At 49.8% G+C, this 26,437-nt stretch carries 25 protein-coding genes; 21 read left to right on the top strand and 4 right to left on the bottom strand.

The window, feature by feature from the left end; genetic code table 11:
• Positions 1-37 precede the first annotated feature (37 nt).
• Positions 38-418: a VOC family protein gene (locus WH37_RS22475; protein ID WP_046232883.1), complete on the top strand. Its 381-nt coding sequence runs from the start codon at positions 38-40 to the stop codon at positions 416-418.
• Positions 419-491: 73 nt separating this feature from the next.
• Here WH37_RS22475 and WH37_RS22470 read toward each other — a convergent pair whose 3' ends face one another.
• The gene (locus WH37_RS22470) at positions 492-1,529 is read right to left on the bottom strand and encodes an NAD(P)/FAD-dependent oxidoreductase (protein WP_046232882.1); all 1,038 of its coding nucleotides are present in this window, start codon (positions 1,527-1,529) and stop codon (positions 492-494) included.
• Between the two features lie 196 nt (positions 1,530-1,725).
• Here WH37_RS22470 and WH37_RS22465 point away from each other — a divergent pair, with 196 nt between their 5' ends.
• On the top strand, positions 1,726-2,214 hold the full coding sequence (locus WH37_RS22465) for a SitI3 family protein (protein WP_046232881.1): 489 nt from the start codon (positions 1,726-1,728) through the stop codon (positions 2,212-2,214).
• Positions 2,215-2,316: 102 nt separating this feature from the next.
• On the opposite strand, the gene WH37_RS22460 is transcribed toward WH37_RS22465, so the two are convergent.
• Positions 2,317-3,828, bottom strand: coding sequence for a methyl-accepting chemotaxis protein (locus WH37_RS22460; protein ID WP_046232880.1), 1,512 nt, complete (start codon positions 3,826-3,828; stop codon positions 2,317-2,319).
• Positions 3,829-4,107: 279 nt separating this feature from the next.
• Here WH37_RS22460 and WH37_RS22455 point away from each other — a divergent pair, with 279 nt between their 5' ends.
• The 11 genes from WH37_RS22455 (at position 4,108) to WH37_RS22405 (ending at position 15,571) form a co-directional block, all read left to right on the top strand.
• The gene (locus WH37_RS22455; protein WP_046232879.1) at positions 4,108-5,871 is read left to right on the top strand and encodes a sensor histidine kinase; all 1,764 of its coding nucleotides are present in this window, start codon (positions 4,108-4,110) and stop codon (positions 5,869-5,871) included.
• A complete protein-coding gene (locus WH37_RS22450) occupies positions 5,864-7,471 on the top strand; it encodes a helix-turn-helix domain-containing protein (protein WP_046232878.1) in 1,608 nt (535 codons plus the stop codon). Before WH37_RS22455 ends, WH37_RS22450 begins: the two co-directional genes overlap by 8 nt.
• A 102-nt stretch (positions 7,472-7,573) precedes the next feature.
• Positions 7,574-8,488 carry an ABC transporter permease gene (locus WH37_RS22445; protein ID WP_046232877.1) on the top strand — a complete coding sequence of 305 codons (915 nt, stop codon included), beginning with the start codon at positions 7,574-7,576 and terminating at the stop codon, positions 8,486-8,488.
• A gap of 32 nt (positions 8,489-8,520) precedes the next feature.
• Entirely contained in the window at positions 8,521-9,450 is a 930-nt protein-coding gene (locus WH37_RS22440) for a carbohydrate ABC transporter permease (protein WP_046232876.1), read from the top strand.
• 88 nt (positions 9,451-9,538) lie between these two features.
• Positions 9,539-11,104 carry an ABC transporter substrate-binding protein gene (locus tag WH37_RS22435; RefSeq protein ID WP_046232875.1) on the top strand — a complete coding sequence of 522 codons (1,566 nt, stop codon included), beginning with the start codon at positions 9,539-9,541 and terminating at the stop codon, positions 11,102-11,104.
• Between the two features lie 397 nt (positions 11,105-11,501).
• Positions 11,502-11,798: a LiaF transmembrane domain-containing protein gene (locus WH37_RS22430; RefSeq protein ID WP_046232874.1), complete on the top strand. Its 297-nt coding sequence runs from the start codon at positions 11,502-11,504 to the stop codon at positions 11,796-11,798.
• Between the two features lie 33 nt (positions 11,799-11,831).
• Positions 11,832-12,506 carry a PspA/IM30 family protein gene (locus tag WH37_RS22425; RefSeq protein WP_046232873.1) on the top strand — a complete coding sequence of 225 codons (675 nt, stop codon included), beginning with the start codon at positions 11,832-11,834 and terminating at the stop codon, positions 12,504-12,506.
• Positions 12,507-12,511: 5 nt separating this feature from the next.
• Entirely contained in the window at positions 12,512-13,018 is a 507-nt protein-coding gene (locus WH37_RS22420) for a PspC domain-containing protein (RefSeq protein WP_046232872.1), read from the top strand.
• A 2-nt stretch (positions 13,019-13,020) separates the two neighbouring features.
• Positions 13,021-13,713: a PspA/IM30 family protein gene (locus WH37_RS22415; RefSeq protein WP_046232871.1), complete on the top strand. Its 693-nt coding sequence runs from the start codon at positions 13,021-13,023 to the stop codon at positions 13,711-13,713.
• Positions 13,714-13,792: 79 nt separating this feature from the next.
• On the top strand, positions 13,793-14,872 hold the full coding sequence (locus WH37_RS22410) for a sensor histidine kinase (protein WP_231594324.1): 1,080 nt from the start codon (positions 13,793-13,795) through the stop codon (positions 14,870-14,872).
• 39 nt (positions 14,873-14,911) lie between these two features.
• On the top strand, positions 14,912-15,571 hold the full coding sequence (locus WH37_RS22405) for a response regulator (protein ID WP_046232870.1): 660 nt from the start codon (positions 14,912-14,914) through the stop codon (positions 15,569-15,571).
• A gap of 38 nt (positions 15,572-15,609) precedes the next feature.
• On the opposite strand, the gene WH37_RS22400 is transcribed toward WH37_RS22405, so the two are convergent.
• On the bottom strand, positions 15,610-16,293 hold the full coding sequence (locus tag WH37_RS22400; RefSeq protein WP_046232869.1) for a hypothetical protein: 684 nt from the start codon (positions 16,291-16,293) through the stop codon (positions 15,610-15,612).
• 91 nt (positions 16,294-16,384) lie between these two features.
• A complete protein-coding gene (locus WH37_RS22395; RefSeq protein WP_046232868.1) occupies positions 16,385-16,750 on the bottom strand; it encodes a hypothetical protein in 366 nt (121 codons plus the stop codon).
• 310 nt (positions 16,751-17,060) lie between these two features.
• Between WH37_RS22395 and WH37_RS22390 the strand changes: the two genes are divergently transcribed.
• The 8 genes from WH37_RS22390 to WH37_RS22355 all read left to right on the top strand — a co-directional run bounded on the left by WH37_RS22390 (position 17,061) and on the right by WH37_RS22355 (position 26,243).
• On the top strand, positions 17,061-17,831 hold the full coding sequence (locus tag WH37_RS22390) for a YwmB family TATA-box binding protein (RefSeq protein WP_046232867.1): 771 nt from the start codon (positions 17,061-17,063) through the stop codon (positions 17,829-17,831).
• 143 nt (positions 17,832-17,974) lie between these two features.
• Positions 17,975-19,531 (top strand): glucose-6-phosphate dehydrogenase, encoded by a 1,557-nt coding sequence (gene zwf / locus WH37_RS22385; RefSeq protein ID WP_046232866.1) that lies wholly within the window; start codon positions 17,975-17,977, stop codon positions 19,529-19,531.
• 203 nt (positions 19,532-19,734) lie between these two features.
• The gene (locus tag WH37_RS22380) at positions 19,735-21,321 is read left to right on the top strand and encodes a peptide chain release factor 3 (RefSeq protein ID WP_046232865.1); all 1,587 of its coding nucleotides are present in this window, start codon (positions 19,735-19,737) and stop codon (positions 21,319-21,321) included.
• Positions 21,322-21,685: 364 nt separating this feature from the next.
• Positions 21,686-22,012 carry a hypothetical protein gene (locus WH37_RS22375; protein ID WP_046232864.1) on the top strand — a complete coding sequence of 109 codons (327 nt, stop codon included), beginning with the start codon at positions 21,686-21,688 and terminating at the stop codon, positions 22,010-22,012.
• A gap of 198 nt (positions 22,013-22,210) precedes the next feature.
• Positions 22,211-23,239, top strand: coding sequence for a LacI family DNA-binding transcriptional regulator (locus tag WH37_RS22370; protein ID WP_046232863.1), 1,029 nt, complete (start codon positions 22,211-22,213; stop codon positions 23,237-23,239).
• A gap of 21 nt (positions 23,240-23,260) precedes the next feature.
• Positions 23,261-24,427 (top strand): Gfo/Idh/MocA family protein, encoded by a 1,167-nt coding sequence (locus WH37_RS22365; protein ID WP_046232862.1) that lies wholly within the window; start codon positions 23,261-23,263, stop codon positions 24,425-24,427.
• 18 nt (positions 24,428-24,445) lie between these two features.
• Positions 24,446-25,147 carry a ThuA domain-containing protein gene (locus tag WH37_RS22360; protein WP_046232861.1) on the top strand — a complete coding sequence of 234 codons (702 nt, stop codon included), beginning with the start codon at positions 24,446-24,448 and terminating at the stop codon, positions 25,145-25,147.
• Positions 25,140-26,243, top strand: a complete 1,104-nt coding sequence (locus WH37_RS22355) for a Gfo/Idh/MocA family protein (protein WP_046232860.1) — start codon at positions 25,140-25,142, stop codon at positions 26,241-26,243. The genes WH37_RS22360 and WH37_RS22355 overlap by 8 nt, the downstream gene beginning before the upstream one ends.
• Positions 26,244-26,437: the final 194 nt, after the last annotated feature.

Raw genomic sequence — 26,437 nt, 5'->3', positions numbered from 1 at the left:
AACTAGGTTTCACTTAATGAAACAGGAGGCGAGATACATGGCTTATCATTTTTATGGCATTGACCATATTCAGCTTGCAGCCCCGGAAGGCTGCGAAACAGAGGCAATAAGCTTTTTTAACGGCTTATTGGGGTGGACGGAAATTCCAAAGCCGGAAGCGTTAAAAAAACGTGGCGGGGTCTGGTTTCAATGCGGCACCCATCAAGTACACATTGGGGTACAGCAGGATTTTGTCCCAGCAACGAAAGCCCATCCTGCCTTCCACGTACAGAGCCTAGAGGAATTGCGTGACCATTTGCTTCAGCATCACATTCAAGTGATCGACGACGAAGCCAGAACAGATGAAGGCGTCAAGCGCTTCTACTTAAACGACCCTTTTGGAAACCGTCTTGAGTTTCTGGAATGGGCTTCATCATAAGCAAAAGCCCCCATCCGGCGATAGAGCCGGACAGGGGCTAAACACAAGCAGCAGCATTATAATACTGCGAGCATTACGCTTTAATAGAAGCGATATGCAGTTGCTTATTACGTTCTTTGAAGCGCACATTATGGGAGGAAACGTAGGCGTATTGATCCGCTTCCGGCTCCATATACAGCTTGGCGCTGTTCAAGGCAAGTACAGCATCGGTAAACGTTCCGGCAATCAGCCTTACCTTGCTGTCATAATGCACGCAGTCGCCAGCAGCGAAAATGCCTGGTACATTCGTCGCCAGACGGTTGCTGACGTTGATCGCCCATTCGCCCAGCTCAATGCCCCATTCTGCAATCGGGCCATAGTCGCTCGTATAGCCATGGTTGACGACTACTGCGTCAACGTCGAGCACCTCGGTTTCGCCCGTCTCGGCATGAGTGATCGTAACGCTGTGAATCGTCTCTCCTTGCCCGTTCAGCTGGCTGACGAAATAAGGCGTACGTACATCGGCGGTTGCCATCATATCCGCGACATGCTTCTCCATCGCTTTAAATTGGTCGCGGCGATGAATAACGATAACCTCTGCCCCGATGCTCGTAAGCTCATTCGCCCAATCGACTGCGGAATTGCCGCCGCCGGAAATCAGCACTCTTTTTCCACGGAACGATACAAGCTCTTGAATGGTGTAATGAAGATTCGTTACCTCGTAGCGGTCAGCGCCTTGTATATCCAGCTTCTGAATTTGCGTGATGCCGCGGCCTACGGTCACAATGACCGTACGCGATAGATGCTGCTCGCCAGTTGTCGAGGTAAGCAGGAAGTTTCCATCCTCTTGCTTAACGACGCCAACGATTTTTTGGTTGAACACGAGAGTGGGGTCAAATGTGCGTGCCTGCTGCTCCAGCCAAGCAATCAGCTTGTCACAGCGCATCTGTGGAATGCCGCCGACGTCCCAAATCATTTTCTCCGGGTATGTGTGCAGAAAGCCGCCAAGCTCATTTTGAGCTTCAATCAGTTTTGTTTTCAAATCGCGCATTCCGCTATAGAAAGCAGTGTACATGCCCGCAGGGCCTCCACCAATAATCGTTACATCAAATAATTCCAAGGATTCAGACATTTGAGCTAGCCTCCAGTTATAATGAAAATCATTATCAATCACTATTTTCTATAGTAATGGAGAATAAGGAAGGCGTCAACAACAGGCAAGCTGGCAAAAGAAAAATTTTCCACTCAGCACTGCGGTCAGAATCCGTTCAGAGCTAAATGCTATGATGCATGTAGGATGCTGATATCAATAAAGCGGAGGGGAATTTATGGCACTGCAATATTCCTTAATGTTTGAGGAGCGGTCGTTGACACAGTCGATGGCGACAAAGGTTTTGAGGCAATTGGGCTTTGTAGCCGAGCAGCTGGTTCCGCTTGCGGGTGGATTTCGAATCGATGAGTTTAATGAAAGAATCGGATTTTCGATGACCGTAATCAATACGCTCAATATGTCATTTGGATGGGATTCCGACTATTTGGAGGACGAATTCGTATACCAGCAGCATGTGAGCTTTAAGCTGTACAATTCGTACGATACAGAGCCGGAGGCTTGCGAACTGATGCTCCAAATGGTGTTCAGCCTTCTCGATACGGTGGGCTCGGATGCCCTCTTGACGTTTAGCGATTCGGAAATCTTTTACCGAAAAAATAACGCCTTTTATGTAAATAATGATTTCGGCTTCTGGGAGCATGACAGCGTGAAAGCTTTGATCGGCACGATGGAGTACCAGCCTTTTAGAGCTTTTGCTCATATATAAGCGGCGCAGATAAGTTTTGCATCATAATAAGTAGAAAAAAGACGATCCATCCCCTTTAAAAAGGAGAGGGAATCGTCTTTTTCTTCATTAAAGACTTGGCACCTACAACGTCTTCGCAATATCCACCAGCGACTGCGACATATCGTTAATTTCATCCATGGAGGCATTGACCTGCTCGGTCAGCGCAGCCTGCGTCTGCGTTAAGCTAGCCATGTTATGAATGTGCTGGAGAATTTCCTCGATATAATCCTTCATCGTGTTCAAGCTGTTTTCGATGTTGACGGTTGCATCGGCGCTGTGGACGGCAAGCTTGCGAACTTCGTTGGCAACGACGGAAAAGCCTTGGCCCAACTCCCCAGCACGCGCTGCCTCGATCGCAGCATTGAGGCCCAAGAGATTCGTCTGATTGGCGATTTCTTTAATGAAATTAGAAATGTTTTTCGTCTCATCGGCACTATTTTTGGCATGATTGGCGGCTTCGGTCGATTGCTCTTGGGCAACGGCAAGCTCCTGCGCCTGGGTTGTGACATTGTTAATGCCTTTGACCATATCTAAAATCGATTGCGAAAGCTGCTGGGTTTTCTCATTCATCAGCTTGACGACATCGTCTTTTTTTTTCTCATATGTAACATCCCGAATCGTGCCGGCAACGCGAAGCGGAACGCCCTTCGAATCCCGGATCGTTTCTCCACCTGCATGGAACCAGCGATACTCGCCATTTTTTAACTTTAGGCGATAGTCCAGATCATACGGCGTTTTACCACTGTAATCGTTCATATGATCGGCAAAGCCTTTAATGGTCCGGTCAGCATCGTCTGGATGCAGCCGACTGCTCCAGCTGCTGAAGACGTTAGGGAAGTCGCTCTCGTCTTGAAAGCCGAGCGTTTTGCGGAATTGGGGCGACCACCAAAATTCATTATTTGGATTGACGACATCGCCAGCTACGACCGTCATATCCCATGGAGCTTCGACTAGAGCGCGGTTAATCAGATCGTAACGCGTAACGAGAGCCGCTGTTTCCTGATCCTTCATTTTCTTGTCATGGATATCGAATAAAGCGCCAGCAACGCGGAGCGGAACGCCCTTCGAGTCCCTAATCGTCGTCCCGGTTGCACGGAACCAGCGATATTGACCATTTTTCAGTAGCAAGCGGTATTCCAAATCGTAAGGGACTGTACCGGTTCGATCGTTCAAATGGTTGGCAAAGTCAGCGAGCACCCAGTCATGATCATCTTTGTGCAGCTTAGACGACCAGCTGTCTAGTATATTCGGGAAATCAGCTTCATTCTGATAACCTAGCATTTTGCGAAAAGCATTGCTCCAGATGAACGTGTTATTTGGGTTCACAGGGTCCCCAGCAATAACTTGCATCTCCCATAAGCCGACTTGAATCGCTTGAGTAACGAGATTTAAACGAATCTCTGCATCTGCGGCTTGTTGGGTCACCATTTGGAGGACAGCATTAAAATGCTCGATGATTTCTTTCGTCTCCTTGGAACTTACAGCAGGCAGCTCGAAAGGTGAAAAATCATGCTGAGAAAATAGCTCGGAGCGTTTTCTGGCTTCTTCTAGCAGTGCTGTCATAGGCTTTGTCTGTATATCCTTGAGAAACATAAGGTTGTCCCCCTTTTAATTGTGAAACTTTCAATCAAAGTCCCAGGTTAACTCAAAGATAACATTTAAAACGCCTTTTTTCTACAGTGTTCGACACATTTTCGACAGTTTAACTAGCTGCTTTTTTCCTAAATGATAGAAACGAATGACAACTAGGCTGCAAGTGGCGCCACCAAGGAGAAAAGGGCTCTTTTCACCTCATAGATTATGATTCAAAGAAAAGCCTTTCAATGGTAATATAGGAGTAATTAGTAGATAAATTTGGGAGGATTGCGGCCTATGAGGTTTGGGCAATCGATTAAAACGAAGCTGATCATCGGCTTTATGGGCGTTATGCTCCCAATTGTCGTATACATGCTTATTAATAATATGTATGCGAAAACAATTGTACGGGAGAAGGTTTCAGAAACGTATCGCAATACGCTGGATATTTTCGGCGGCCAGATGGATCACAATCTGGAGGAAATCAATGAATATTTGTATCAGATGTCGGTGCTTGATTCCGATGTTGGCCTGCTCACCTCGTTCCCGATGGACAGTGACTGGTATATGCTCACGAAGGTGCAGATCGATTCCAAGCTGAACCGGGACGTTGGCGTGTACAGCCTGCTGGACAGCATTTTCGTCTATCATGAGCGTGACATTATATTTGGCACGGACAATGCGGTGTACGAGGATGCGCGGCAAATTATCAAGCAAAATATGGTGCAGATGACGAAGGACGAACAAGCGCAGCACAATGATCCCGAAACGTGGGAGGTCAAATACGACGAACGTATTCCCGGGCATTATTTTCTCATTAACTTTATTGAGGTCAGAGATGGGCTTTACGTCGGCGGCATCATTCGGGTGATGGATTTGGAGCGGCTGCTGGCGATTCAATGGAGCGATGGTGATATCGGGAACAACGGCATATATTTGCGTGATGGCAATCAGTCCGCCCAGGCATTGACCGAGCAAGCGCCGAGGCTTCTGAACGGGCAGCCTGCTGCGGGTGCGGAAGCGCTCAATTCTGTCGTTGATCCGGATACGAAACAATCGTATTTGGTGCTGAACCGCAACAGCAGTTTGGCAAATATTGCGTATAGGGTGCTTGTGCCGGAGCAGACGCTGTTGAAAAGCCTGATTTTTTTCCAAAATGCAGCTTTGCTCGCGCCGTTCGGTTTCCTGCTGCTGCTGGGCATTTATTTGCTGTTTATGCGCAATATGCTGTTCAAGCCGCTTCGCGAGCTCATGCTCGGGATGAAAAAAATCGCCATCGGCCAGCTCGATGTCCGCCTTGCGGCGAAGCAGTCTGGGCAGTCACTGGAGTTTGCTTTTCTAGGCAACACCTTCAACAAAATGGCCGAGCAAATCAAGACGCTCAAAATCGACGTTTACGAGGAGCAGCTGCGCGTCAAGCAGGGAGAGCTGCGGCAGCTGCAAGCGCAAATCAACCCGCATTTTTATATGAACAGCCTAAACATTGTTTATAATTTAGCGGCGTTAGGCGATACGGAATCGGTGAAAAAAATGTCCCTGCATCTCGCCGATTATTTCCGCTTTATTATGCGGGCGAACCGCGACATGATTTTGCTCAGCGAGGAGCTGGATCATATCGACAACTATATTACGATTCAAAAAATGCGCTTTCCGGACAAGCTGCAATTTACATATGATGTACCGGAATTTGTGAAAAACTATAAGGTCGCGGCGCTGACAGTGCAGCCTTTTGTAGAAAATGCCATTATTCACGGGTTCAAAAACCGCCGCAAGCCGTTCATTATTCATATTGGGGCGGAGACGCAAAAGGATGGCGGATTTTATTTGACGATTACCGATAATGGAACGGGCTTCTCGGAACCGGTGCTGGAACAGCTGCAGCGCAAAATTCCGCTTACCGAAGGAGAGACGAGCAGGCTCGGCATTATGAATGTCATCCATCGGCTGCAATTAATTTATGGCGAACGGGCAGCTATTACGTTCAAAAATATAGAAGAAGGCGGCGCTGCCGTTACCATTCGATTCCCGGTAGGGGAAGAGGAGCTAATTGCGAATGTATAATTTGCTAGTAGTAGATGATGAGGATATTGCCGTTCGCGGCATTGTGCAGGGCATTAATTGGTCGGATGTGCCGATAGGCCAGCTGTTTACTGCCTGTGATGCGGAGGAAGCGAAGGAAGTGCTGCTGCAGGAGAAGGTGCATATTGTGCTGTCGGATATTGATATGCCTGATTTGAACGGCATTCAGCTATTGGAGTGGGTCAATGAGCATTCTCCCTCCTCCGTTACCGTGTTTTTGACAGGCCATGCTGATTTTAAATACGCACAGCAGGCGGTGCAGCTGGACTGCTTCGATTATTTGCTGAAGCCGGTCGATCATGAGGTGCTGAAGACCTGCATTAATCAGGCGATTGAGAAGGTCGTGGAGCTGGAAGAGCTTGAAGAAATCCGCAGCACCTACAGCCATTATTATGAGCAGTGGAACAAGCAGCGGCCTGCGCTTATTGAGCGTTTTTGGCAGGATATGCTGCATTACCGGGTTTCGGCTGCCCCCGTGCATTTGGATTCTTCGATGGAAACGTACGGGATACCGCTGCGTGCGGACAGTGAAATACGGGTAGTGCTGATCAGCATTGAGCATTGGCGGGAGGAATGGTCGGCGCGCGATGAGGAAATTATGACCTACGGGGTGAAAAATGCCGCGGCCGAGCTCGTTCTTGGCGGCAAGCCGGGGCATATTGTGCAGGACGGAAACGGCATCTTGTACGCTCTTTTCTATAGTAATGAGGAGGACGAGCAGGCGATTGCCATTCGCTGCAATAATTTCATCCAGCAGGCACGGGGCTTGCTGCATTGCCAGCTGTCTTGCTATATCGGCGCCGCGACGGTGGCGCAGCAGCTTCGCGACAGCGTGCAGCGGCTGCTTGATCTGGAGCGCAGCAATGTGAATGCGGCCTGCGCCGTTATACACGAAAGCAGCCATAGCGGCCAGGCGGCGAGCGCATCGATTGCTTCACAGCCGCTGCCCTTCACCGATTGGGCGATGCTGCTGGCACCGGGCAAGCGGGCGGAGCTGCTGCTGCGCATTGATGAGCATTTTGATCATTTACAGCACAACAACGGCGATTATACGCAGCTTGCCTCGTTTTATTTCGGCTTTATGAATATGGTATTCCAGTGGCTGAGCAAGCAGGGGGTCGCCATCACCGACGTATTCGCGAAGCGCGAATGGGAAGCGGGCGAGCAAGTAATGAAGTCGCTGCCGCGCATGCGCAGCTGGACGCATCAAGTATGCATGCAGCTAACGGATTATGCTGGAGCGGCGGGCAAGGATGTGTCGCAGGTTGTAGCCAAGGTGCAGCGTTATATGGAGGAGCACTTGGATGAGCAGTTCAGCCGCGAGCATGCCGCAGAGGCCGTCTATTTGAATCCAGCGTATTTGTCGCGGTTGTTCCGACGGGAAACGGGGCATTCGCTGACGGATTATCTCGTCAGAATGCGGATCGCCCGCGCCCGAGAAGAGCTGGAGAAGACGAATACGAAAATCAGCGATATCGCCGTCATGATCGGCTATTCGAACTTTTCCCATTTTTCCAAGCTGTTCAAAAAAGAGACGGGTCTCACCCCACAGGAATACCGCAAAAAGGTCCAGCATATTTAAATAAGTCATTATAGCGTTAATACAGTCACGGAGCCGATAGATGAGAGGCTCCGTTTTTCATTACAATTTAAACATAGAGAGGGATGGAGAAAGGATGAAAATATGACGCTCGCTACCAACATGAGAAGATATTGGATCTTCTACGTCATGATGGCTCCCGGAGTATTGTTTTTGATTTTCAACAATTATATTCCGATGCTAGGAACCGTCATCGCATTCAAAAACGTCAATTACGCCGATGGGATTATTAATAGTCCTTGGGTCTGGTTCGACAATTTCAAGTATTTGTTTAAAACATCAGACGCCTGGATTATCACGAGAAACACGCTGCTTTACAATATTTCCTTCATTATTCTGAATATGATTGTGCCGGTCGCATTTGCGATCATGCTTAATGAGATGAAAAACAAGCTAATGGCCAAGTTTCATCAAGCAGTTATTTTTCTAGCTTATTTTTTATCGATGGTCGTAGTCAGCTATTTGGTGTATGGGTTTTTGCATGATACGCATGGCTTCGTGAATACCTCCATTATGAAATGGCTTGGGCTAGAGCCGCTGCAGTGGTATTTCGAGACGAAAATATGGCCGTTCCTGCTGCCGATTATTAATACGTGGAAAAATGTCGGCTATTACACCGTGCTTTATTTGGCGGCTATTATCGGCATTGACGATGAATATTACGAAGCGGCAACGATAGATGGCGCCAGCAAATGGCAGCAAATCAAAAGTGTAACGATTCCGCTGCTTATGCCGACCATCATCGTACTGACGCTGCTGCAAATCGGCCGGGTATTTTATGCGGATTTCGGTTTGTTCTTCCAAGTGCCGCGCGAGTCGGGTCCTTTGTTCCCGGTAACGAACGTTATTGATACGTACGTTTACCGCACCTTTATTGCAATGGGCGATATTGGCTTATCGTCAGCAGCGGGGCTGTATCAATCATTGGTCGGCTTCATACTCGTATTCCTGTCGAACTGGTTCGTTCGCCGCGTCGACAAGGACAGCGCATTGTTTTAGAGCATGGATAAAAATGGGAGGAAACAAACACTATGCAAACTGAAATGAGCAAATCGGGCTCGAACCCGTTCAACGCGATTTCGCCTACAGCGAACACGATTATCAACATTGGGTTTATGCTGTATACGATCGCTTGTCTGCTGCCTATTCTTTTGATCGTCATGGTATCGCTATCGAATGAGCAGGATGTGCTGACGAAAGGCTACAGCTTCATCCCGAATCAAATCGATTTTACCGCTTATAAGTTTCTCTTTACCGATTGGCAGCAAATTTTGCGCTCTTACGGCGTTACGATCTTCGTAACGATCGCCGGTACCATTCTCAGCCTCATTATTATGGCGCTGTATGCGTATCCGATTTCGCGGACGGACTTTCCGCACCGCAAATTTTTCACCTTCTTTATTTTCTTCACGATGCTGTTCAACGGCGGGCTAGTGCCTTGGTATCTCGTTTACGTGAACATGCTGAACCTGAGGGACAACATTTGGGCACTTGTGCTGCCGCTGCTCGTCTCTGCGTTTTTCGTGCTCGTCATTCGCACGTTTTTCCAGTCGACGATTCCAGTAGCGATTCTCGAAGCCGCCAAAATCGACGGAGCGAGCGAGATGCTGATTTTCTTCCGGATCGTCACGCCGCTTTCGCTGCCCGTGCTGGCAACCGTTGCGCTCTTCAGCACCGTCAATTACTGGAACGATTGGTTCCTCAGCCTCGTCTTCATAACCGATGACAAGACGCTAAGTATCCAATATCTCATGTACAAAATGCTGCTCAACATACAGTTTCTGGCGAGCAACAGCAACGCGGCATCGGCCATTGCCGCAGCGGGGGGCCAAGTCTCCTTCCCGAATGAAACGGTACGTATGGCCATGGCGATTATGGGTATTGGACCCATCGTATTCGCTTACCCGTTCTTCCAGAAGTATTTTGTAAAGGGTTTGACCGTCGGCGCTGTCAAAGGCTGACGGCAGGCTCTGCCTGCTAAGGGCTGTAACCGGATAAATGCCGGTGCAAGCATAGATTTATCATTTTTTTGGGGAGGTCAATGGGGATATGATTAGAACAAATAAGGGAGTGCTTGGCGTTACCACCACGATGCTCACTTTTGCTTTAGTGCTGAATGCTTGTTCCGGCGGCGGAGGCGCGGCGAGTGGAAATGCTTCACCAAGCAATGCAGGGGGAGCAGCGGAAAGCCCGGCAGCAGAAACGGCTACACCAGCAGACAATGCAGCATCGGCTTTGGAGCCATATACGATTAAACTCGTGTATACAGGAGCACCACAGGCAGATGAAACGAAAGTAGAAGCGAAGCTCAACGAATATTTGAAGGATAAAATTAATGCTTCCATTGATTTAATGCCAATCGATTGGGGTCCGTGGGATGATAAAATCAATCTAATGATCGCTTCGCGTCAAAAGGTTGATATTATTTTCACAGCGCAATGGAATAAGCATGCCGTTAACGTTGCTAAAGGCGCATTCCTCGATTTGGGCGATCTGCTCAATGAAAATGGCCAAGATATTTTGAAAACGCTTGATCCTGTATTTTTGGAAGGCGCGAAAATCAACGGCAAAAACTACGGCGTTCCAACGAATAAAGAGCTTGCGGCGCAAGGCGGCATCATCTACCGCAAAGACATTGCCGATGAGCTTGGCATCGATATGACCGCAGTAAAAACGATTGCTGATCTTGACAACGTATACAAAGTCGTAAAAGAGAAACATCCGGAATTGACTCCGCTGTATTTGAAAGACGGCGAGACGTTCAACTCCCATTATTTCGGAAATTATGACGCGCTGGGCGATACGTCGATCCCGGGCATTATTTTGAAAGATGAAGACGGCACGACGGTTAAAGCTAACTATGACGTAGCTCGTTATGTTGATACGCTCAAGCTGACTCGTGACTTTTACAAAAAAGGCTACATTAACAGCGACGCAGCAACGAATCAAACGATGAACTACGATGCCATGAAAGCGGGCAATGTGTTCTCGATGACCTCGTCGCTGAAGCCGGGCAAAGATAAAGAGCTTGAAAACCAGACGGGCATGACTGGCAAGCTTGCGCAGCTGGAGCTGAACACGAAGACGATTGCAACTTCGGAAACAGCGGGCTCCATGCTCGGCATTTCTTCCACTTCGGAAGATCCTGCCCGCGCAATGATGTTCATCAATCTGCTTCACTCGGACAAATATGTCAACAATCTGCTTAACTTCGGTATCGAGAATGACCACTATGCGAAGGTTAGCGATGAAGTGATTAAGTCCACCGATAATACGAAAAACTACAACCCAGGCGCAGCTTGGATGTTCGGCAGCCAGTTCCTGAACTATGTGTGGGAAACAGAGGACCCGAACAAGTGGGAAAAATTCAAAGAGTTTAACCAAAATGCCAAAGTTTCCCCTGGCCTTGGCTTCGTCTTCGACGGCGAGTCTCTGAAAGCGGAAATCGGTGCAGTTGTCAACGTCGACAAACAGTATTTGACTGCACTCGAAACAGGCTCGGTCGATGTCGATAAAGTGCTGCCGGAATATACAGCGAAGCTGAAATCCGCAGGCATCGAGAAAATCATTGCTGAGAAGCAAAGCCAGTTTGACAAGTTTTTAGCTAGCAAATAAAGGTGAAACGGCCGAAAGCCGTCCTCTGGCGGCGCGGCGCGTTTCAGTCCGAGAAATATAGAGAAAGGATAGCGTTACGATATACTTTCCTATATTTAAAAAAATACCGGTAGATAACGTAATTCAAGCAAGTCAGCAGCCCCCTCGACCTGAGGGGGCTGCTGGTTTGTTTTTGGTTGAAAAACCGCACTAAGACTGCGGTACGGCATGCCTCCCCGACCAAGGTCTAGTTCAAAAACAGCCGCAGGTCCATTTTAGAAACATACAAAACAACCTACAATAAGTACATAAGCAACACCGCAACAAACGAAACAAACGAAACATACGAGCACACGAAACAAACGATTGGGTTTGGCAGCATTTCACATCTCACTATACGGAAGGCGGTGACAAACAAATGGCAAATCAAAAACTACTTGGTGTTATACTGGCGTTAGTAGGAGGCTTCATCGTTCTCAAGTTTCTCGGCGTACATCTTGGCGGATTAATCGGCTTCCTGTTCCCTTTCATTCTGATCGGCCTAGGTGTACTTGGCTGGAGCAACAATAAGAAATGGATCGGCGGCATTCTCATAACGATCGGCGCACTCGGCGTTTTCGCAAAATTTTCAGGCTTGATCCTGCTGGTCTTGGCCGTTGGACTCGTCGTGTACGGCGTTTCGCTTCTGAAAAAAAGCAGCTATCGCGGTTACTAATCAAATATAGATGGATATTAAGGAGGGAAGCCAATGAGCATTATGCGTAGAGTTCGCGACATCACGGTCGCCACACTAAATGAACGATTGGAAAAAGCAGAGGATCCCGTTAAATTGATTGACCAGTTTCTCTGGTCGACAAGGGAAGATATTTTGCAGGCGGAACGCTTGTATGAGCAATATACAGGGCATACCAACCACTTGAAGATTCAATGGCTGCAAGCTGAGCAGCAGAAGGAAAAGCGTGAGCAGCAAGCGATGACCGCCTTGAAGGCAGGCGAGGAGCAGCTCGCAAGACTGGCGCTTCACGAGAAGGCAAGCAGCGAGGAGCGCGCAGCGCAATACCGCGATTTGTACGAGCAAAGCAGGTTGAATACGCTCGGCCTTGAAGAACAGCTTCGTGAAATGCGCAGTGAATACCAATCGGTTTATGATAGACGCGAATATTATGCAGCAAGAATGGAATCGCTCCGATTGCAGCAGCGAATGAATGCACGGTTTAGCGGAATTGGCGAGCAAGGCGCGCAGCCTGGCAGCATGTTCAGAAGGCTCGAAGACAGCATCAGCAACATGGAGCTGGAAGCGAAGAGCCTGCATGATTTGCGCCGGATGGGCAGAGAGTTCGCTACTGAAGCAGGCCACTCGATTCAATCTGCGATTGAGCAAGAGTTGGAGCAGCTCAAAAGGAAGCTGCAGAAGGAGGGCTGATTGATTTGAAGAAACTTTACCGTTCGTCACGAGACAGCAAACTATTCGGCTTATGCGGCGGGATTGCTGAAGCCTACAATATAGATGTAACACTGCTCAGAATTTTACTCATCGTAGTGACCATTTTCTCGAGCGGAATCGTAATTTTCATTTACTTACTGGCTGGTTTGGTCGTTCCTAAAGAACCTCCTTATTACAATGGCGGCTTCGGAAATGGATTCGGCAACGGCTATGGAAATGGTTACGGTAATGGCGGTCCAGGACCACAAGGCAACGGCCACGGTTATGGCGGCGGCGGTGCTGGTGGAAACCAAAACTTCGGTTCGCAATTCCAAGGCTCGTTCACTAAAGGACCACAGCAGCAATGGAACGGCCAAAATGGGCCGACAGCACCAAACCCATCCTCGTCGCAATTCGACAGCATGTTTGAGGATCTGGAGAAAAAGGCGCTTCGTAAGGAAATCGATGAATTACGCGCAAAATTAGCCAAACACGAGAAGGGAGAGTTATAATTATGGGAATCTTTAAAAGAATGAAAGATATGACGAAAGCATCGGTAAATGAGGTATTGGACAAAATGGAGGATCCGGTTGTGATGCTCAATCAGTACCTGCGTGACATGGAATCGGAAATTCATTCGGCGGAGGTTACAGTAGCGAAGCAAATTGCTAACGAGCGCCGTATGAAGCAGCGTTTGGAGGAAGCCGTTCGCAGCACAGCTGACCGCGAGTCGAAAGCAGAAGCGGCTATCCGTAATGACCAGGAGCAGCTTGCCCGCAAATTGCTGGAAGAGAAATTATTCTTCGATCAAAAAGTAATCGAGTACACCGATCTGTATGCTCAATCCAAATCGCAAGCAGAGGAGCTGACCCAGCAGCTGCATGCACTGAAAGACGAGTTCTATCAGCTCCGCAACAAACGCAATGAGCTGGCCTCCCGTGCTCAAGTCGCGAAAGCGCAAAAGCATATTGCTCAATTGACGACTACGAATACGATTGATAAAGGTACAGCTTCCAGAGGCTTCAACCGTATGGAAGAGAAGATTTTGCAAATGGAAGCGGAAGCGGATGTATTGCGCACACCGTATTCCTACAGCGGTACGGCTGCACCATTTAATGCAGTAGAAGCCGAAAAACAGCTTAAAGTGGATGAGCAGCTGGATGCGCTCAAAAACAAGCTTAAGCTGGATAAAGCACCACAGGAATAATAGAACCCGCAGGATGAGAAGAGAGCGGATCGGGCAACCGGTCTGCTCCTTCTTGCTTGTCGTTTAAGGAGTGAGCAGGTTGGCCGAAGAGAAGCCCTTGCAAGGAAATCAGCCTATTTCGCAGCAGCAACAGGATCAAAGGCCTCGGCCGCCAGATCATCATCAGCAGAAGCGGGGCGGCCAGCGTAATGGACGGGACGCAGCCAATCGACGCAAAAACTTAACGGAGTCCTTCCTCTGGCTGCTGATTATACTTAGCCTCGCGGTTATTATGCTGCAAGGCATCGGTTATGTGAATTTATATACGCTGCAGGCGAAATGGGCGGTTATTGGGCTCGCTGTTACGGGTGTGGCAATGGCCATTGTAGCTTTAAACAATTATTTGCAAAATTCGAAGCTGCGCGAGGTCATTAAGCGGCTTACCGAGCAGCAGCTCAGGCGAAACTATCCGGTGACCATTGATTCGGCTGAACACGATGAGCATTCGGAAAGCCTAAAGCGTGAAGATCAGGACGATGCATGGACGGAGAAGGTTAAATTTTCTGCGGTCATTGAAGAACGTCAGCGGCTTGCGCGCGAGCTTCATGATGCGGTCAGCCAGCAGCTGTTCGCGATTTCGATGACGGCGACTGCGGTCAGCCGGACGATTGAGCGGGATTGGGAACGGGCACGCCGGCAAGTACAGCTGATTGAAGAGATGGCTTCTGTGGCGCAGTCGGAGATGAGGGCGCTGCTGCTTCATTTGCGGCCCGTACACCTCGATGGGAAAAATCTTGCTCAAGCACTGACGCTGCTCGTTGGAGAGCTCAAGGAAAAAGTGCCGATGACCATTGATTTGTCGTTGGATGATTCCATCACGATGAAGCCGGCTGCGGAGGATCATTTGTTCCGCATTGCGCAGGAAGCGTTGTCCAATACACTTAGACATGCCAAAGCGGATACAATGGACATAAAGCTTTATCGGGAAGAAGGAGCGGTCTGCATGCTGCTTCAGGATAGCGGTGTAGGCTTTGATCTGGAGCAGAAGAAGAAGACCTCCTACGGGTTGCTGACGATGGAGGAGCGTGTTAATGAGCTTCGCGGCAGGCTGTATATGTCATCACGTCCGGGGGAAGGCACGCTGATTCATATTACGGTGCCGCTGGACATAAATGGGTAAACTCTGAAAAGAATGAAAGTGGGGAGCCGTGTGGAGTCGATGGAACAATTAGCTGTGCCCGTAAAAGTGCTGCTGGTAGATGATCACGAGATGGTGAGAATCGGCCTTGCTGCCGTATTGGATACGGAAGAAGGCATTGAAGTAGTCGGTGAAGCAAGCAACGGGTATGACGGTATTCGTATGGCACAATCGTATAAGCCGGATGTTGTGCTGATGGATTTGGTGATGGATGGCATGGACGGCGTGGAGACAACAGCGAAGCTGCTGGAATTGTACCCGGACTGCAAGGTCATCGTTCTAACGAGCTATCTCGATGACAGCAAGCTGTATCCTGTCATTGAAGCGGGCGCGTTCAGTTATTTATTGAAAACTTCCCGTGCGAACGAAATTGCGGATGCGATTCGTGCGGCTGCACGCGGGCAATCGGTGCTGGAATCGCAAGTAGCTGCCAAGATGATGAGCCGCATGCGCCAGCCTAAGCAGCCCGTCGTAGCTCCGCTGCATGATGATTTGACCGACCGCGAGATGGATGTGCTGAAGCGGGTTGCACAGGGGATGTCGAATCAGGAAATCGCGGATGAGCTGTTCATTGGGGTGAAAACCGTGAAGTTTCATATTACGAACATTTTCAATAAGCTTAACGTAGATGACCGGACACAGGCCGCCATATACGCACATAAGCAAGGAATTGCCGAATAGGAGGCGATTCCTTGCTTATTTTTTTGAAAGTTATTAAGTTAGCCTTCATCGTTCAACAGCAGGCCGTTTGGGGGAAGCGGATAATGCATTTTCATCGAGCTGTAGTAAGTGGCGTATGGCTGCGTACGCTCGGAGCTGTTTTTTAGGAGATCGGTTGTCCGGATTTCATCGCCGCCGAGCGACAAGGCCTGCAGCAGCGTCGTCATTAGCCCGTAAGGGCCTAGAAGCTGGCGATACAGATGCTGGCCTGCCAGCGGATATTCGCGGTAGATGGAAGCGGCGATGGCAGGACGCAGCATCCAGCGGCTCGTAACGTCGTCGCGTATGAAGCCAACTAGCTCGGCCGCATGATGGTTCATGGCCTGCTGCGCACGATCCCACAGCGATGGCTTAATGAAGCGGGCTGCCTGCACAAAAGCTTGCTGCAAGCGATTCATGACGCCTGTCAGCTTAGTCAGCTGCTCGATTAGGCAACGCTCGTTGAAATCATTGCGGATTTTCAGGGCAATGACCTGCACCTCTTTGTGGGCTTGTCTATATTGATCGAGCCAAACGGCCGCATGGCCGGCAGCTTCGCGATAAGGATCATTCCAGTCAAAATCGTCCTCGGGAGGTCGTTGAAACTCCATATCCCTGTATGGATAACTGGCGTAAGGCGTTATGCGCTGTATAGGCTCGAAGGTTGCTCTCCGGTTCGTACGTTCGATAGGACGGATGGACATTTCAATAACCTCCTTAAATCGGTTTCCTGTAGCTAGCATAAGGGATGACAGCTGCAAATACTGCTGAAAATCGCTGTCGAAAGCTGGCTTATTAAATGAGGAGGAACAAAAAGGCAATCAGGGCAAGGTCAATAGCGAACGCGCCTCCATACGGCCTGTAGTACCCCGGATTGTAATTATAATAGTAGGGGTCATAAGGATAAGCTTGGGTTTGAGCGACTTTTTCTTTGGTTTTTTTGCTTGCTTTACCCTTGTGCTTGCCTTTAGCTTGCCCGGCTTTAGGCGTTTCCGTTTCGGCTAGCGTCTGCGCGCCTGGCTCTTCATTCAGCGTAAGCTTGCCGCCTCGGCAGTGGCTTAATACACCAACATGCCTTGCGCCATCATGGGTCACTATGCAGACGGGCATTCCGCAAAAACGTGAGATGACGCCTTCTTCAAGTGGATAAATTTGTTCCATGTACGAGTTCCCTCCTGTTGGCTTCATGCTTTTGCAAGCAGTATATTCACCTACAGGCGGAAGTGTATGGATGTTTACCTAGTTGAGAGAAGAAAGCAGCCTATCTACTATAAATTCCCCTTTTTCTGCCTAAATCAAACAGCAATCGCGTTTTTATTTTAGGGGCAAGCGAAATCGTAAGGCTAGAGGCTTACAGGAAAGCAGGCAAAAATAAATATATCGTTCCTGTTCATTTATGGGATTTCATGTAAAATGGAAGCGTTATCCACTATTTGGTAGGCGATGTAGACCAAGGAGGCTGATGTGACCGATGGCAAAGCTGAACAGGTACACGGAACCGGATAAAATAAAACGGCGCAGCCGGATCGGCGTGCTGGCAGCAGCATTGGTGCTGATGTTTGGCGCGGTATGGGCGCTCGTTAATCAGGACAAGCTGACGACAGCAGGGCAAGCGGAGGGCAGCCTGCTTCAGCATGACGTGAAGCAAATGTGGAGCTGGAGCGATGGGCTGCTGGAGTCCGGGGCGCCCGGGGCAGGCTGGACGCTGCGCTGGTACGCGAGCGGAGAGGCAGCTAAACTGCGGGAGCAGCTATTTCCACGCTACGAAGGCGATGCGGAAGGCGAGCTGAGCACCCTGCTGCCGGAATTAGGCGGCAAGCTGTCGATGAGCGTGACCGCGACTGCCGGGCAAGGGAAACAGCAGATGCTGCTGCTTTTTTCGCCAGAACAGAGCAAACAAGCGGATCAGCATAAGCTGCTTTCCGTCATTAAGCATATCGAATCTGCAATGAGAAGGACAAATATTTCTTATGATGGGGGAATAACCATCAGAGGCTTGACAGAATATAATAATGTGGCGGAGAGGCTTGCGCAGCTTGCAGCCGCTGAACAGGTGGACCGGTATGATGATGCCGGGACGGTGAGCGAAAGCTTTTTCACTGGAGGGCTGAAGATGTCTGTACGAACCGGGGATAAGGAGGCGAATATGCAGGTCGCGGTGCATAAAGGAACGGATACGGGGAAGCTGGAGGTCGTGATCGGAATCCCGCTCATTTCGGGCGATTACAGCGCCTTGCCATAGATGAAATATTGTGATGGAATCAGGAGAAATAACGATCGTTATTAGTTTTTTTTATGGTGGATTGCGTAGCAGTTTCAGGATTAATATGTTAAACTACATACCATGCAAAGACGTATAAAAATTCATAGGAAAGAATGAGGAATATGGAGCAAAATACGAATCCCGAAACGCTATCGCCGCAAGGCGCCGTATATTATTTGTTTGGAGCAACAGGCGATTTAGCTAAGCGCAAATTGTTCCCTGCCCTGTTCAGCTTATATAAAGAAGGAAAATTGTCAGAAAAATTTGCGGTCGTGGGCCTTGCCCGCAGACCTCGCACGAACGAGCAATTCCGTTCGGATGTTTATGATTCCATCGTGGAATTTTGCCGGTACAAGGCGGATGATGCGGAGCTTTGGAATCGTTTTGCCGAGCATTTCGAATATATGTCGCTTGATATTAACACGGTGGACGGCTTCCGCGAGCTGAGCAAGCTTTCGGAGCAGCTGGAAGCGAAATTTGATATTCCAGGCAATCGCTTATTCTACTTGGCACTTGCGCCAGCGCTGTTCGGACCTGTGTCCTTCAACCTGCGCGACGGTGGGCTGCTGGAGTGCAAAGGCTGGAGCCGCGTCGTCATTGAGAAGCCTTTCGGCTACGATCTTCCATCCGCACAGAAGCTGAATGATCAACTGAGCCAAGTGTTCAAGGAAGAGGAAATTTTCCGTATTGACCACTATCTGGGCAAGGAAATGGTGCAAAATATTCAGGTTATTCGTTTTGCTAATGCATTTTTCGAGCCATTGTGGAATAATAATCATATCGCCAATGTGCAAATTACGCTGTCGGAAACGGTTGGCGTAGAAGATCGCGGCGGCTATTATGACAAATCCGGTGCTTTAAGAGACATGGGCCAAAACCATATGCTGCAAATGCTCACCATGATTGCCATGGAGCCGCCTAGCCGTCTGCATGGCGAAGATATTCGCGATGAGAAGGTTAAAGTGCTGCGCTCGCTGCGCAACTACAAATCCAGCGATGAAGTTCGCGAGAACGTCGTTCGCGCCCAATACAGCGAAGGCTCAGCGCGCGGCAAGGAACTGGCAGGTTATCGTCAGGAGGATTCCGTTAATCCGGAATCGACGACGGAAACGTATTTCGCTGCTAAAGTAGCGGTAGACAACTTCCGTTGGGCTGGTGTTCCGTTCTACATCCGTACAGGCAAACGCCTGCCGGTGAAGACGACTGAGGTTGTCATTGAGTTCAAGTCGATGCCGCAAAACGTCTTGTTCGCGCAGCGTCATGATCTTGCGCCGAATTTGCTCGTCATTCGGGTTAATCCGATGGAAGGCATCTACATTAAAGTCAATGCCAAGACGCCTGGCGCCGACAATTCGGTACAGCCTGTGGCTATGGAATTTTGCCAAAGCTGCCAAATCGGCCTCAACACGCCGGAAGCTTATGAGCGTCTGATCCATGATGCAGTACGCGGCGATTCCACATACTTCACCCGTTGGGATGAAGTAGCGCAGGCATGGGAGTTTGTTGACAAAATCGCTCAAGCATGGGGCGAGGACAAGAAGGATCTTCAATCTTATCCTGCTGGCTCATGGGGTCCGGAAGCGGCAGATAAGCTGCTTGCAGAGGATGGCTTCCACTGGTGGCCGGTCAATGGGCAGGACGAAGACAAAGTGATCTGGATTACGAACAGCGGCAAGTAAGCAGCTGCGAGGAAATTAGTACCCGCTTTTGTTGACAAAATCTCCACGGTTTTGGGAGTTTTGTCAACAAATTAGCGGTACTTTATTTCGTCGCAGTCTCTAAGCAGCAGGCTGGACGTCAATTTCGCATAATTTCAAATGAAGATATTCCACAGCGCACCGCCTTTAGGCCGTGCGCTGTATGAATGAAGGGAAGGCAAGCAATGAGCAAAACGCTAAGCAATGAATTGCAGCTGGAAGTCGATAAGCGCCGCACCTTTGCGATTATCTCTCACCCGGATGCGGGAAAAACGACGCTAACCGAGAAGCTCCTCCTGTTCGGAGGAGCTATTCGTCTGGCAGGCTCCGTTAAGGCGCGGAAAGCAAGCCGCCACGCGACCTCCGACTGGATGGAAATTGAGAAGCAGCGGGGGATTTCCGTTACTTCCAGCGTCATGCAGTTCGATTACGACGGCCATCGGGTGAACATTTTGGATACGCCTGGCCACCAGGATTTCAGTGAGGATACGTACCGGACGCTGACAGCAGCGGATAGTGCAGTCATGCTGATTGACGTTGCCAAAGGTGTCGAGGCACAGACGATCAAGCTGTTCCAAGTTTGCCGTAAACGCGGCATTCCGATTTTTACATTCATCAACAAGCTGGACCGTGAAGGCCAAAGTCCGTTTGAGCTGATGGAGGAGCTGGAGCGTGTGCTTGGCATCCGCTCGGTTCCAATGAATTGGCCGATTGGCATGGGCCGCGAGCTTTGCGGGGTTTATGACCGAATGAAAAATCAGGTCGAGCTGTTCCAAGGCAATGATCACAGCACAATCGAAGTACGGAAAACGGATGATTACAACGATCCGATTATTCGCGAGATGGCTGGCGACTATTTGCATGATCAGCTCGTACAGGATCTTGAGCTGCTTGATGTAGCTGGCGATCAGTTCGATATCGAGAAAGTACGCGCTGGCGAGCTGACACCAATTTTCTTCGGCAGTGCGGTTAACAATTTCGGCGTGCAAACGTTTTTGGATAACTTTCTTGAGCTGGCGCCAAAACCGACTGAGCGCATGAGTAAATCGGGCCCAGTTGAACCGACAAATGAGAAGTTTACGGGCTATGTCTTTAAAATTCAAGCGAATATGAACCCGGCTCACCGCGACCGTATTGCCTTTTTGCGTATTTGCTCTGGGCGCTTTGAGCGCGGGATGAGCGTTCGCCATGTCCGTGCGGGCAAAGATATTAAGCTGGCGCAGCCGCAGCAGTTTTTGGCGCAGGATCGCGATATTGTAGAGACGGCTTATCCGGGCGATATTATCGGCTTGTTCGATCCGGGCATTTTCCGTATTGGCGATTCGCTGTCGCAAAATTCGGAAGTTGTATTTGACGAGCTGCCGACGTTCTCGCCAGAGATTTTTGCTAAAGTAACGGTTAAAAATGCGTTGAAGCATAAGCAATATCAAAAGGGCGTTGACCAGTTGACGGAGGAAGGCACGATTCAAGTGTTCCGTTCGGTTGGCGGCTTTGATGAAACGATTTTGGGCGTCGTTGGGCATTTGCAATTCGAGGTGTTCGAATATCGGATGCGCGCGGAGTATGGCGTAGAAATTCAATTGCACCGCATGACGTTCCAGTTCGCACGCTGGATTGTGGACGATAAGATCGATCCGGCGAAATTCCGGATTAACTCCACGCTCGTTCAAGACAAGAAGGGCAATTATGTCGTCTTGTTCGAGAATGAATATGCGATGAGAACGGCGATGGACAAAAATCCTACGTCGAAATTTCTTGAAACGGCGCCTTAATCGCGCTGGAAACGTCAGAGCAGGCTAGCTGCTCTGGCGTTTTTTGAAAGATAAGCATTTATAAGTTTCACACCTATAAATGCTTATCTTTCACCCGCGAAACGGTAGCTTTGCAGCCAGAGGATGGCGACAGCCGTTTACGCTTGAAATATAAGTATATAAGTTTCTCCCTTATTAATGGCTTATATTTCTCGGACTGAAACGCGCTGCACCGCCAAAGGACGGCGACAGCCGTTTCACCTTGTGGAAAAGCATTGTCAAACCTAGTCGAATTGGAATACAATAGGAGAGTATATAAGAAGGAAGCTTGTATTTGTTTTCCTTGCATGGTGACGATTGCATCGAAGTGGGGGGTTGAAGGAAAATGAGCAATGTAAAAACGTTATTGTTGATTACAGGAATTTTTGAAATTATTATAGGAGTCCCGGTTATGGGCGGCCTGATTGTAATGGGTCTTTCTTATATTCCGTTGGTTGTAATGCTGGCTCTGCATATTGTGACCTTGGTGCTGGCTTCGCAGCATAATGCCGATAAACATGGCAGCATTTTGGGTATTGTTACTTCTGTTATTGCGATTATTCCTATTGTGGGCATGATCATGCATTTAATTACAGGAATTTTGCTGCTTGTGAGCGCGTCGAAGGCAGACCGAAATCAATCGTTTCCGCCGCCGCCGCCGTCAAGCTTCTAAAGAAGCTTTTATAAACATCGGTGGTTAATAACAAAAAGCAGTGCAGACCTTTGAGTCCGCACTGCTTTTTGTTGTCTATACTATTATTTGGCTGAATGCAGGGAAATGGATGGTCTTATTTTTTGTATTGACGAGTTGCCACATTCATGAAATAATGTACGCGTGTACATTGTGTGAATTTGCTTGAGAATCAGGAGGATGCTTGCTTTGGTCAGCAGAAAAGAAGTTGCGTCACTTGCGGGCGTATCCGAAGCGACAGTATCCAGAGTACTTAATAAGGTAGGGCCTATTCGGGAGGAAACTCGGCTTCGGGTGGAGGAAGCGGCACAGCAGCTTGGTTATGTGCCAAGTGCGCTGGCGCAGCAGTTCGCTAGAAGCCGAAGCGGCAATTTGGGCGTTATCTTGCCATTTGTTCCTAAAGTTCATTTGTTTTCCACGTATTATTTTGCGGAAATATTAAGCGGCATTGGCGAGGCGGCTAAGCAATATGGATATGATGTGCTGTTAATTTTCCGGGAGCCGAGCGGCTCGCGCGATTACGCCAGACTGTTTCTGGCACAGAAAATCGATGCCTGTATTGTACTAGGCGCACAAAATGTGCCAGAGGAGAAGACGGCGCTTGCCGAGCTTCAGAAGAAGGGCTATCCGTTCTGTCTCGTTAACCAGCGATTTGCGGAGGAAGGATATTTATCCGTCGATGCGGATCATCATGCGGGAAGCTATGAGGCAGTCAAGCATTTGATTGACGGCGGGAGCCGGAGAATTGCTTTTCTCAATGGTCCGGATGTGTTTTCAAGCAGTATGGACCGGATGTCGGGTTACAAGCAGGCGCTTGCAAATGCGGGACTGGCTTACGATCCAGCATTGACGCTGCTCGGCAACTACAGCCGAAAGAGTGGGGTTGAAGCAGCCGAAGCCGTCGCAGCGCTCATCCGCAGCGGGCAAGTGGATGCGGTATTTGCCGCTAATGACCGGATGGCTATTGGTCTGATGGATGGCTTGCGTGTGCATGGAATCAAGGCTGGGGTTGATGTAAAGCTCGTCGGCTATGATGATTCCGAAGGCTCGGTTATTGTGAGCCCGAAGCTGACGACGGTAGCGGTGCCTTTTTACGAAATGGGAAGAAGGGCAGCGCGGCGGCTGCTCGCTCCGGAGAAGGATGGGCTTGCGCAGGCGGATGAAGGGCTGCTGCCCGTGCATTTGATTAAGCGGGAAACATCTTCATAAATCGGGAGGCGAAGATTGAATATGGGGAATGTACGTGTGGGAATGGTCGGCTATAAGTTTATGGGAAAAGCACACAGCAATGCTTATCGGGCTTTGCCGATGTTTTTTCCAAAGACGCCAGCGCTGCCTGTCATGAAGGCGATCTGTGGGCGCAACGCCGAGGCACTGGAGCAAGCTAGAAGCCAGTTCGGCTGGGAAAGCGCCGAGACGGATTGGCGCAAGCTGATTGAACGCAGCGACATCGATGTGATCGACATTAATGCGCCAAGCGATGCGCATAAGGAGATTGCGCTGGCGGCTGCCGCTGCTGGCAAGCATCTGTTCTGCGAAAAGCCGCTGGCACTCAATGTAGCGGATGCGAAGGAAATGCTGGATGCGGCAGAAGCGGCCGGAATCAAGCATATGGTCGGCTTTAACTATCGGTTTGCTCCAGCGGTGCAGCTGGCGAAGAAGCTCGTCAGCGATGGCAGATTGGGCGAAATCTATCATTTCCGCGCCGTATTTCTTCAGGATTGGATCATTGATCCGTCGTTCCCGCTTGTCTGGCGGCTGCAGAAGGAAGTTGCTGGCTCCGGTTCGCATGGCGACCTTGGCGCCCATCTGATTGATCTGGCGCGCTTCCTGGTCGGCGAGTTCGATGAGGTGATCGGCATGAGCGAAACGTTCATCAAAGAGCGCCCGCTGCCATCGGAAATGACCGGGCTTAGCGCCAAAGGCGATGCTTCCGGTGCTCGCGGCAAAGTAACGGTTGATGATGCGACGCTGTTTATGACTCGTTTTGAAAATGGTGCGCTTGGCAGCTTCGAAGCGACGCGCTTCGCAGCGGGACATCGTTCTACGAATGCTTTCGAAATTAACGGCAGCAAGGGCAGTGTCAAATTCGATTTCGAGCGTCTGAATGAGCTGGAGGTTTATTTTACCGACGATGCTGACGATGTTCAAGGCTTCCGCCGCGTGCTGGCGACCGATCCGGCTCATGCTTATATGGATGCATGGTGGCCGGCGGGACATACGATTGGCTATGAGCATACGTTTACGCATGAAATGCAGGAGCTGATGCTGGCGATTCACGAGGACCGTCAACCCGTGCCGAATTTCCACGATGGCCTTCGGTGCCAAGAGGTGCTTGAGGCGGTTGAGCAGTCCATTACAGAGCGCCGCTGGGTCAAGCTGGCGGAGTATAAATAGAGGAGATGCTATAAGACGATGAGCAAACCGAAGGCATTAATCGTATGGGGCGGCTGGGACGGACATCAGCCGAAAGAGGTAGCGGGTATTTTTGAAGCGGTGCTAGCTGGTGAAGGGTTCGAGGTTGAGGTTTCGGACACGCTGGAGGCTTTCGAGGATGGAGAGAAGCTGAAGGCGCTGGATCTGATTGTTCCGGTTTGGACGATGGGGAAAATTACGGGCGATCAGCTTAAAAATGTATCCGCAGCAGTGCAGAGCGGCGTTGGACTTGCAGGCTGTCACGGCGGCATGTGCGATTCCTTCCGTGAAAGCGTGGAATGGCAGTTTATGACTGGCGGCCAGTGGGTGTCGCATCCCGGCAATGACGGCGTGGAATATGTGGTCAATGTGACCAACACTTCCAGCCTGCTGACCGATGGCATCGACGACTTTACGGTAAGCAGCGAGCAGTATTATATGCATGTGGATCCGGCGGTTGAAGTGCTGGCGACGACGAGATTCCCCGTTGCAGAAGGCCCGCATGCACTCAATAAAGCGGTTGATATGCCGGTGGCTTGGACAAAACGCTGGGGCGTAGGTCGCGTCTATTATAATTCACTTGGGCATCAGGCTAACATTGTGGATATTCCGGTTGTAAAGGAAATGATGCGACGCGGGTTTAACTGGTGTGCGGAAGGCAAAGCAGCTGCGGCAGGCAGAGACGGAGGCAAACATGAGTAAAGTCAAGGTTGGGATCATTGGGACAGGCAATATTAGCCGTATTTATTTGGAAAATGGTTCAAAATTCAGCTCCATGGAAATTGTTGCATGCGCCGATCTGGATGTGGAACGCGCCAAGGAGAAAGGCGCGGAGTATGGCATTCGCGGCTGCTCGGTCGACGAGCTGCTTGCTGACCCGGATGTGCAGCTGGTCATCAATTTGACGATTCCAGCAGCGCATGCTCCGGTGTGCTTGCAGGCGCTGGAAGCTGGCAAGCATGTGTATGTGGAGAAGCCGCTCGCGGTTACGCGCGAGGAAGGCAAGCAGGTGCTGGAGCTGGCAGCGGCGAAAGGGCTGCTCGTAGGCAGCGCGCCTGATACGTTCCTAGGCGGCGGTCTCCAGACCTGCATTAAAATTATTGAAGATGGCTGGATTGGCACGCCAATTGGCGCTACTGCTTTTATGATGTCGGGCGGACATGAGAGCTGGCATCCGGCACCAGAGTTTTATTATCTGCAAGGCGGCGGCCCAATGTTCGATATGGGACCTTATTATTTGACGGCGCTGATTGCGATGCTGGGGCCGATTTCCCGTGTAACGGGCTCGACCCGCATTACCTTCCCAGAGAGAACGATTACGAGTGAACCGAAGCATGGGCAAAAAATCCAGGTCGAAGTGCCAACGCATGTTGCAGGCATTATGGAGTTTGCTGCTGGGCCGATTGCGACCTTGCTGACAAGCTTCGATGTGAAGGGAGGCTCCTCGCTGCCGTTCATTGAAGTATACGGCAGTCAAGGCACCTTGCTGGTCACTAACCCGAATAATTTCGGCGGGGAAATTAAGCTGCGCAGGGGCAGAAATTCGGAATGGTCAAGCATTCCGCTCGCTTATGGCCATTCTGAAAATGGCAGAGGCATTGGGGCAGCGGACATGGCGCAAGCGATTCTTACTGGCCGCAAGCATCGGGCGAACGGAGAGCTTGCTTATCATGTGCTGGAAGCGATGCATGGCTTCCATGATGCGGCTGAGCAAGGCAAGCATTATGTGATGCAAAGCAGCTGCGAGAAGCCAGCGTTGTTTCCGCTCGGTTTGGCGGAATTTACGCTGGACAAGTAGGCAGGTAGTAGGCGTAGGCTTGGCAGCAGGCTCGTTAATCCGCGTAAGTCGCGGGTTGGCGGGCCTTGTTTTTTTAAGCTGCAAGCAGCTGGATTAGTAGGGGAAGGTGCTACTCGGGGTTATCGCACTATTTTTCGAGAAAAGCTCTGGCTTGCCTTGCATCGTTTGCTTCCAGTTTCAGGCTGATTTGAGGT

Origin of the sequence: Paenibacillus algorifonticola (assembly GCF_000971975.1) — a bacterium.
GTDB lineage: Bacteria > Bacillota > Bacilli > Paenibacillales > Paenibacillaceae > Pristimantibacillus > Pristimantibacillus algorifonticola.
Note: the sequence above shows the minus strand (reverse complement) of the source record. Positions and strands in the feature narration are given on the sequence as shown.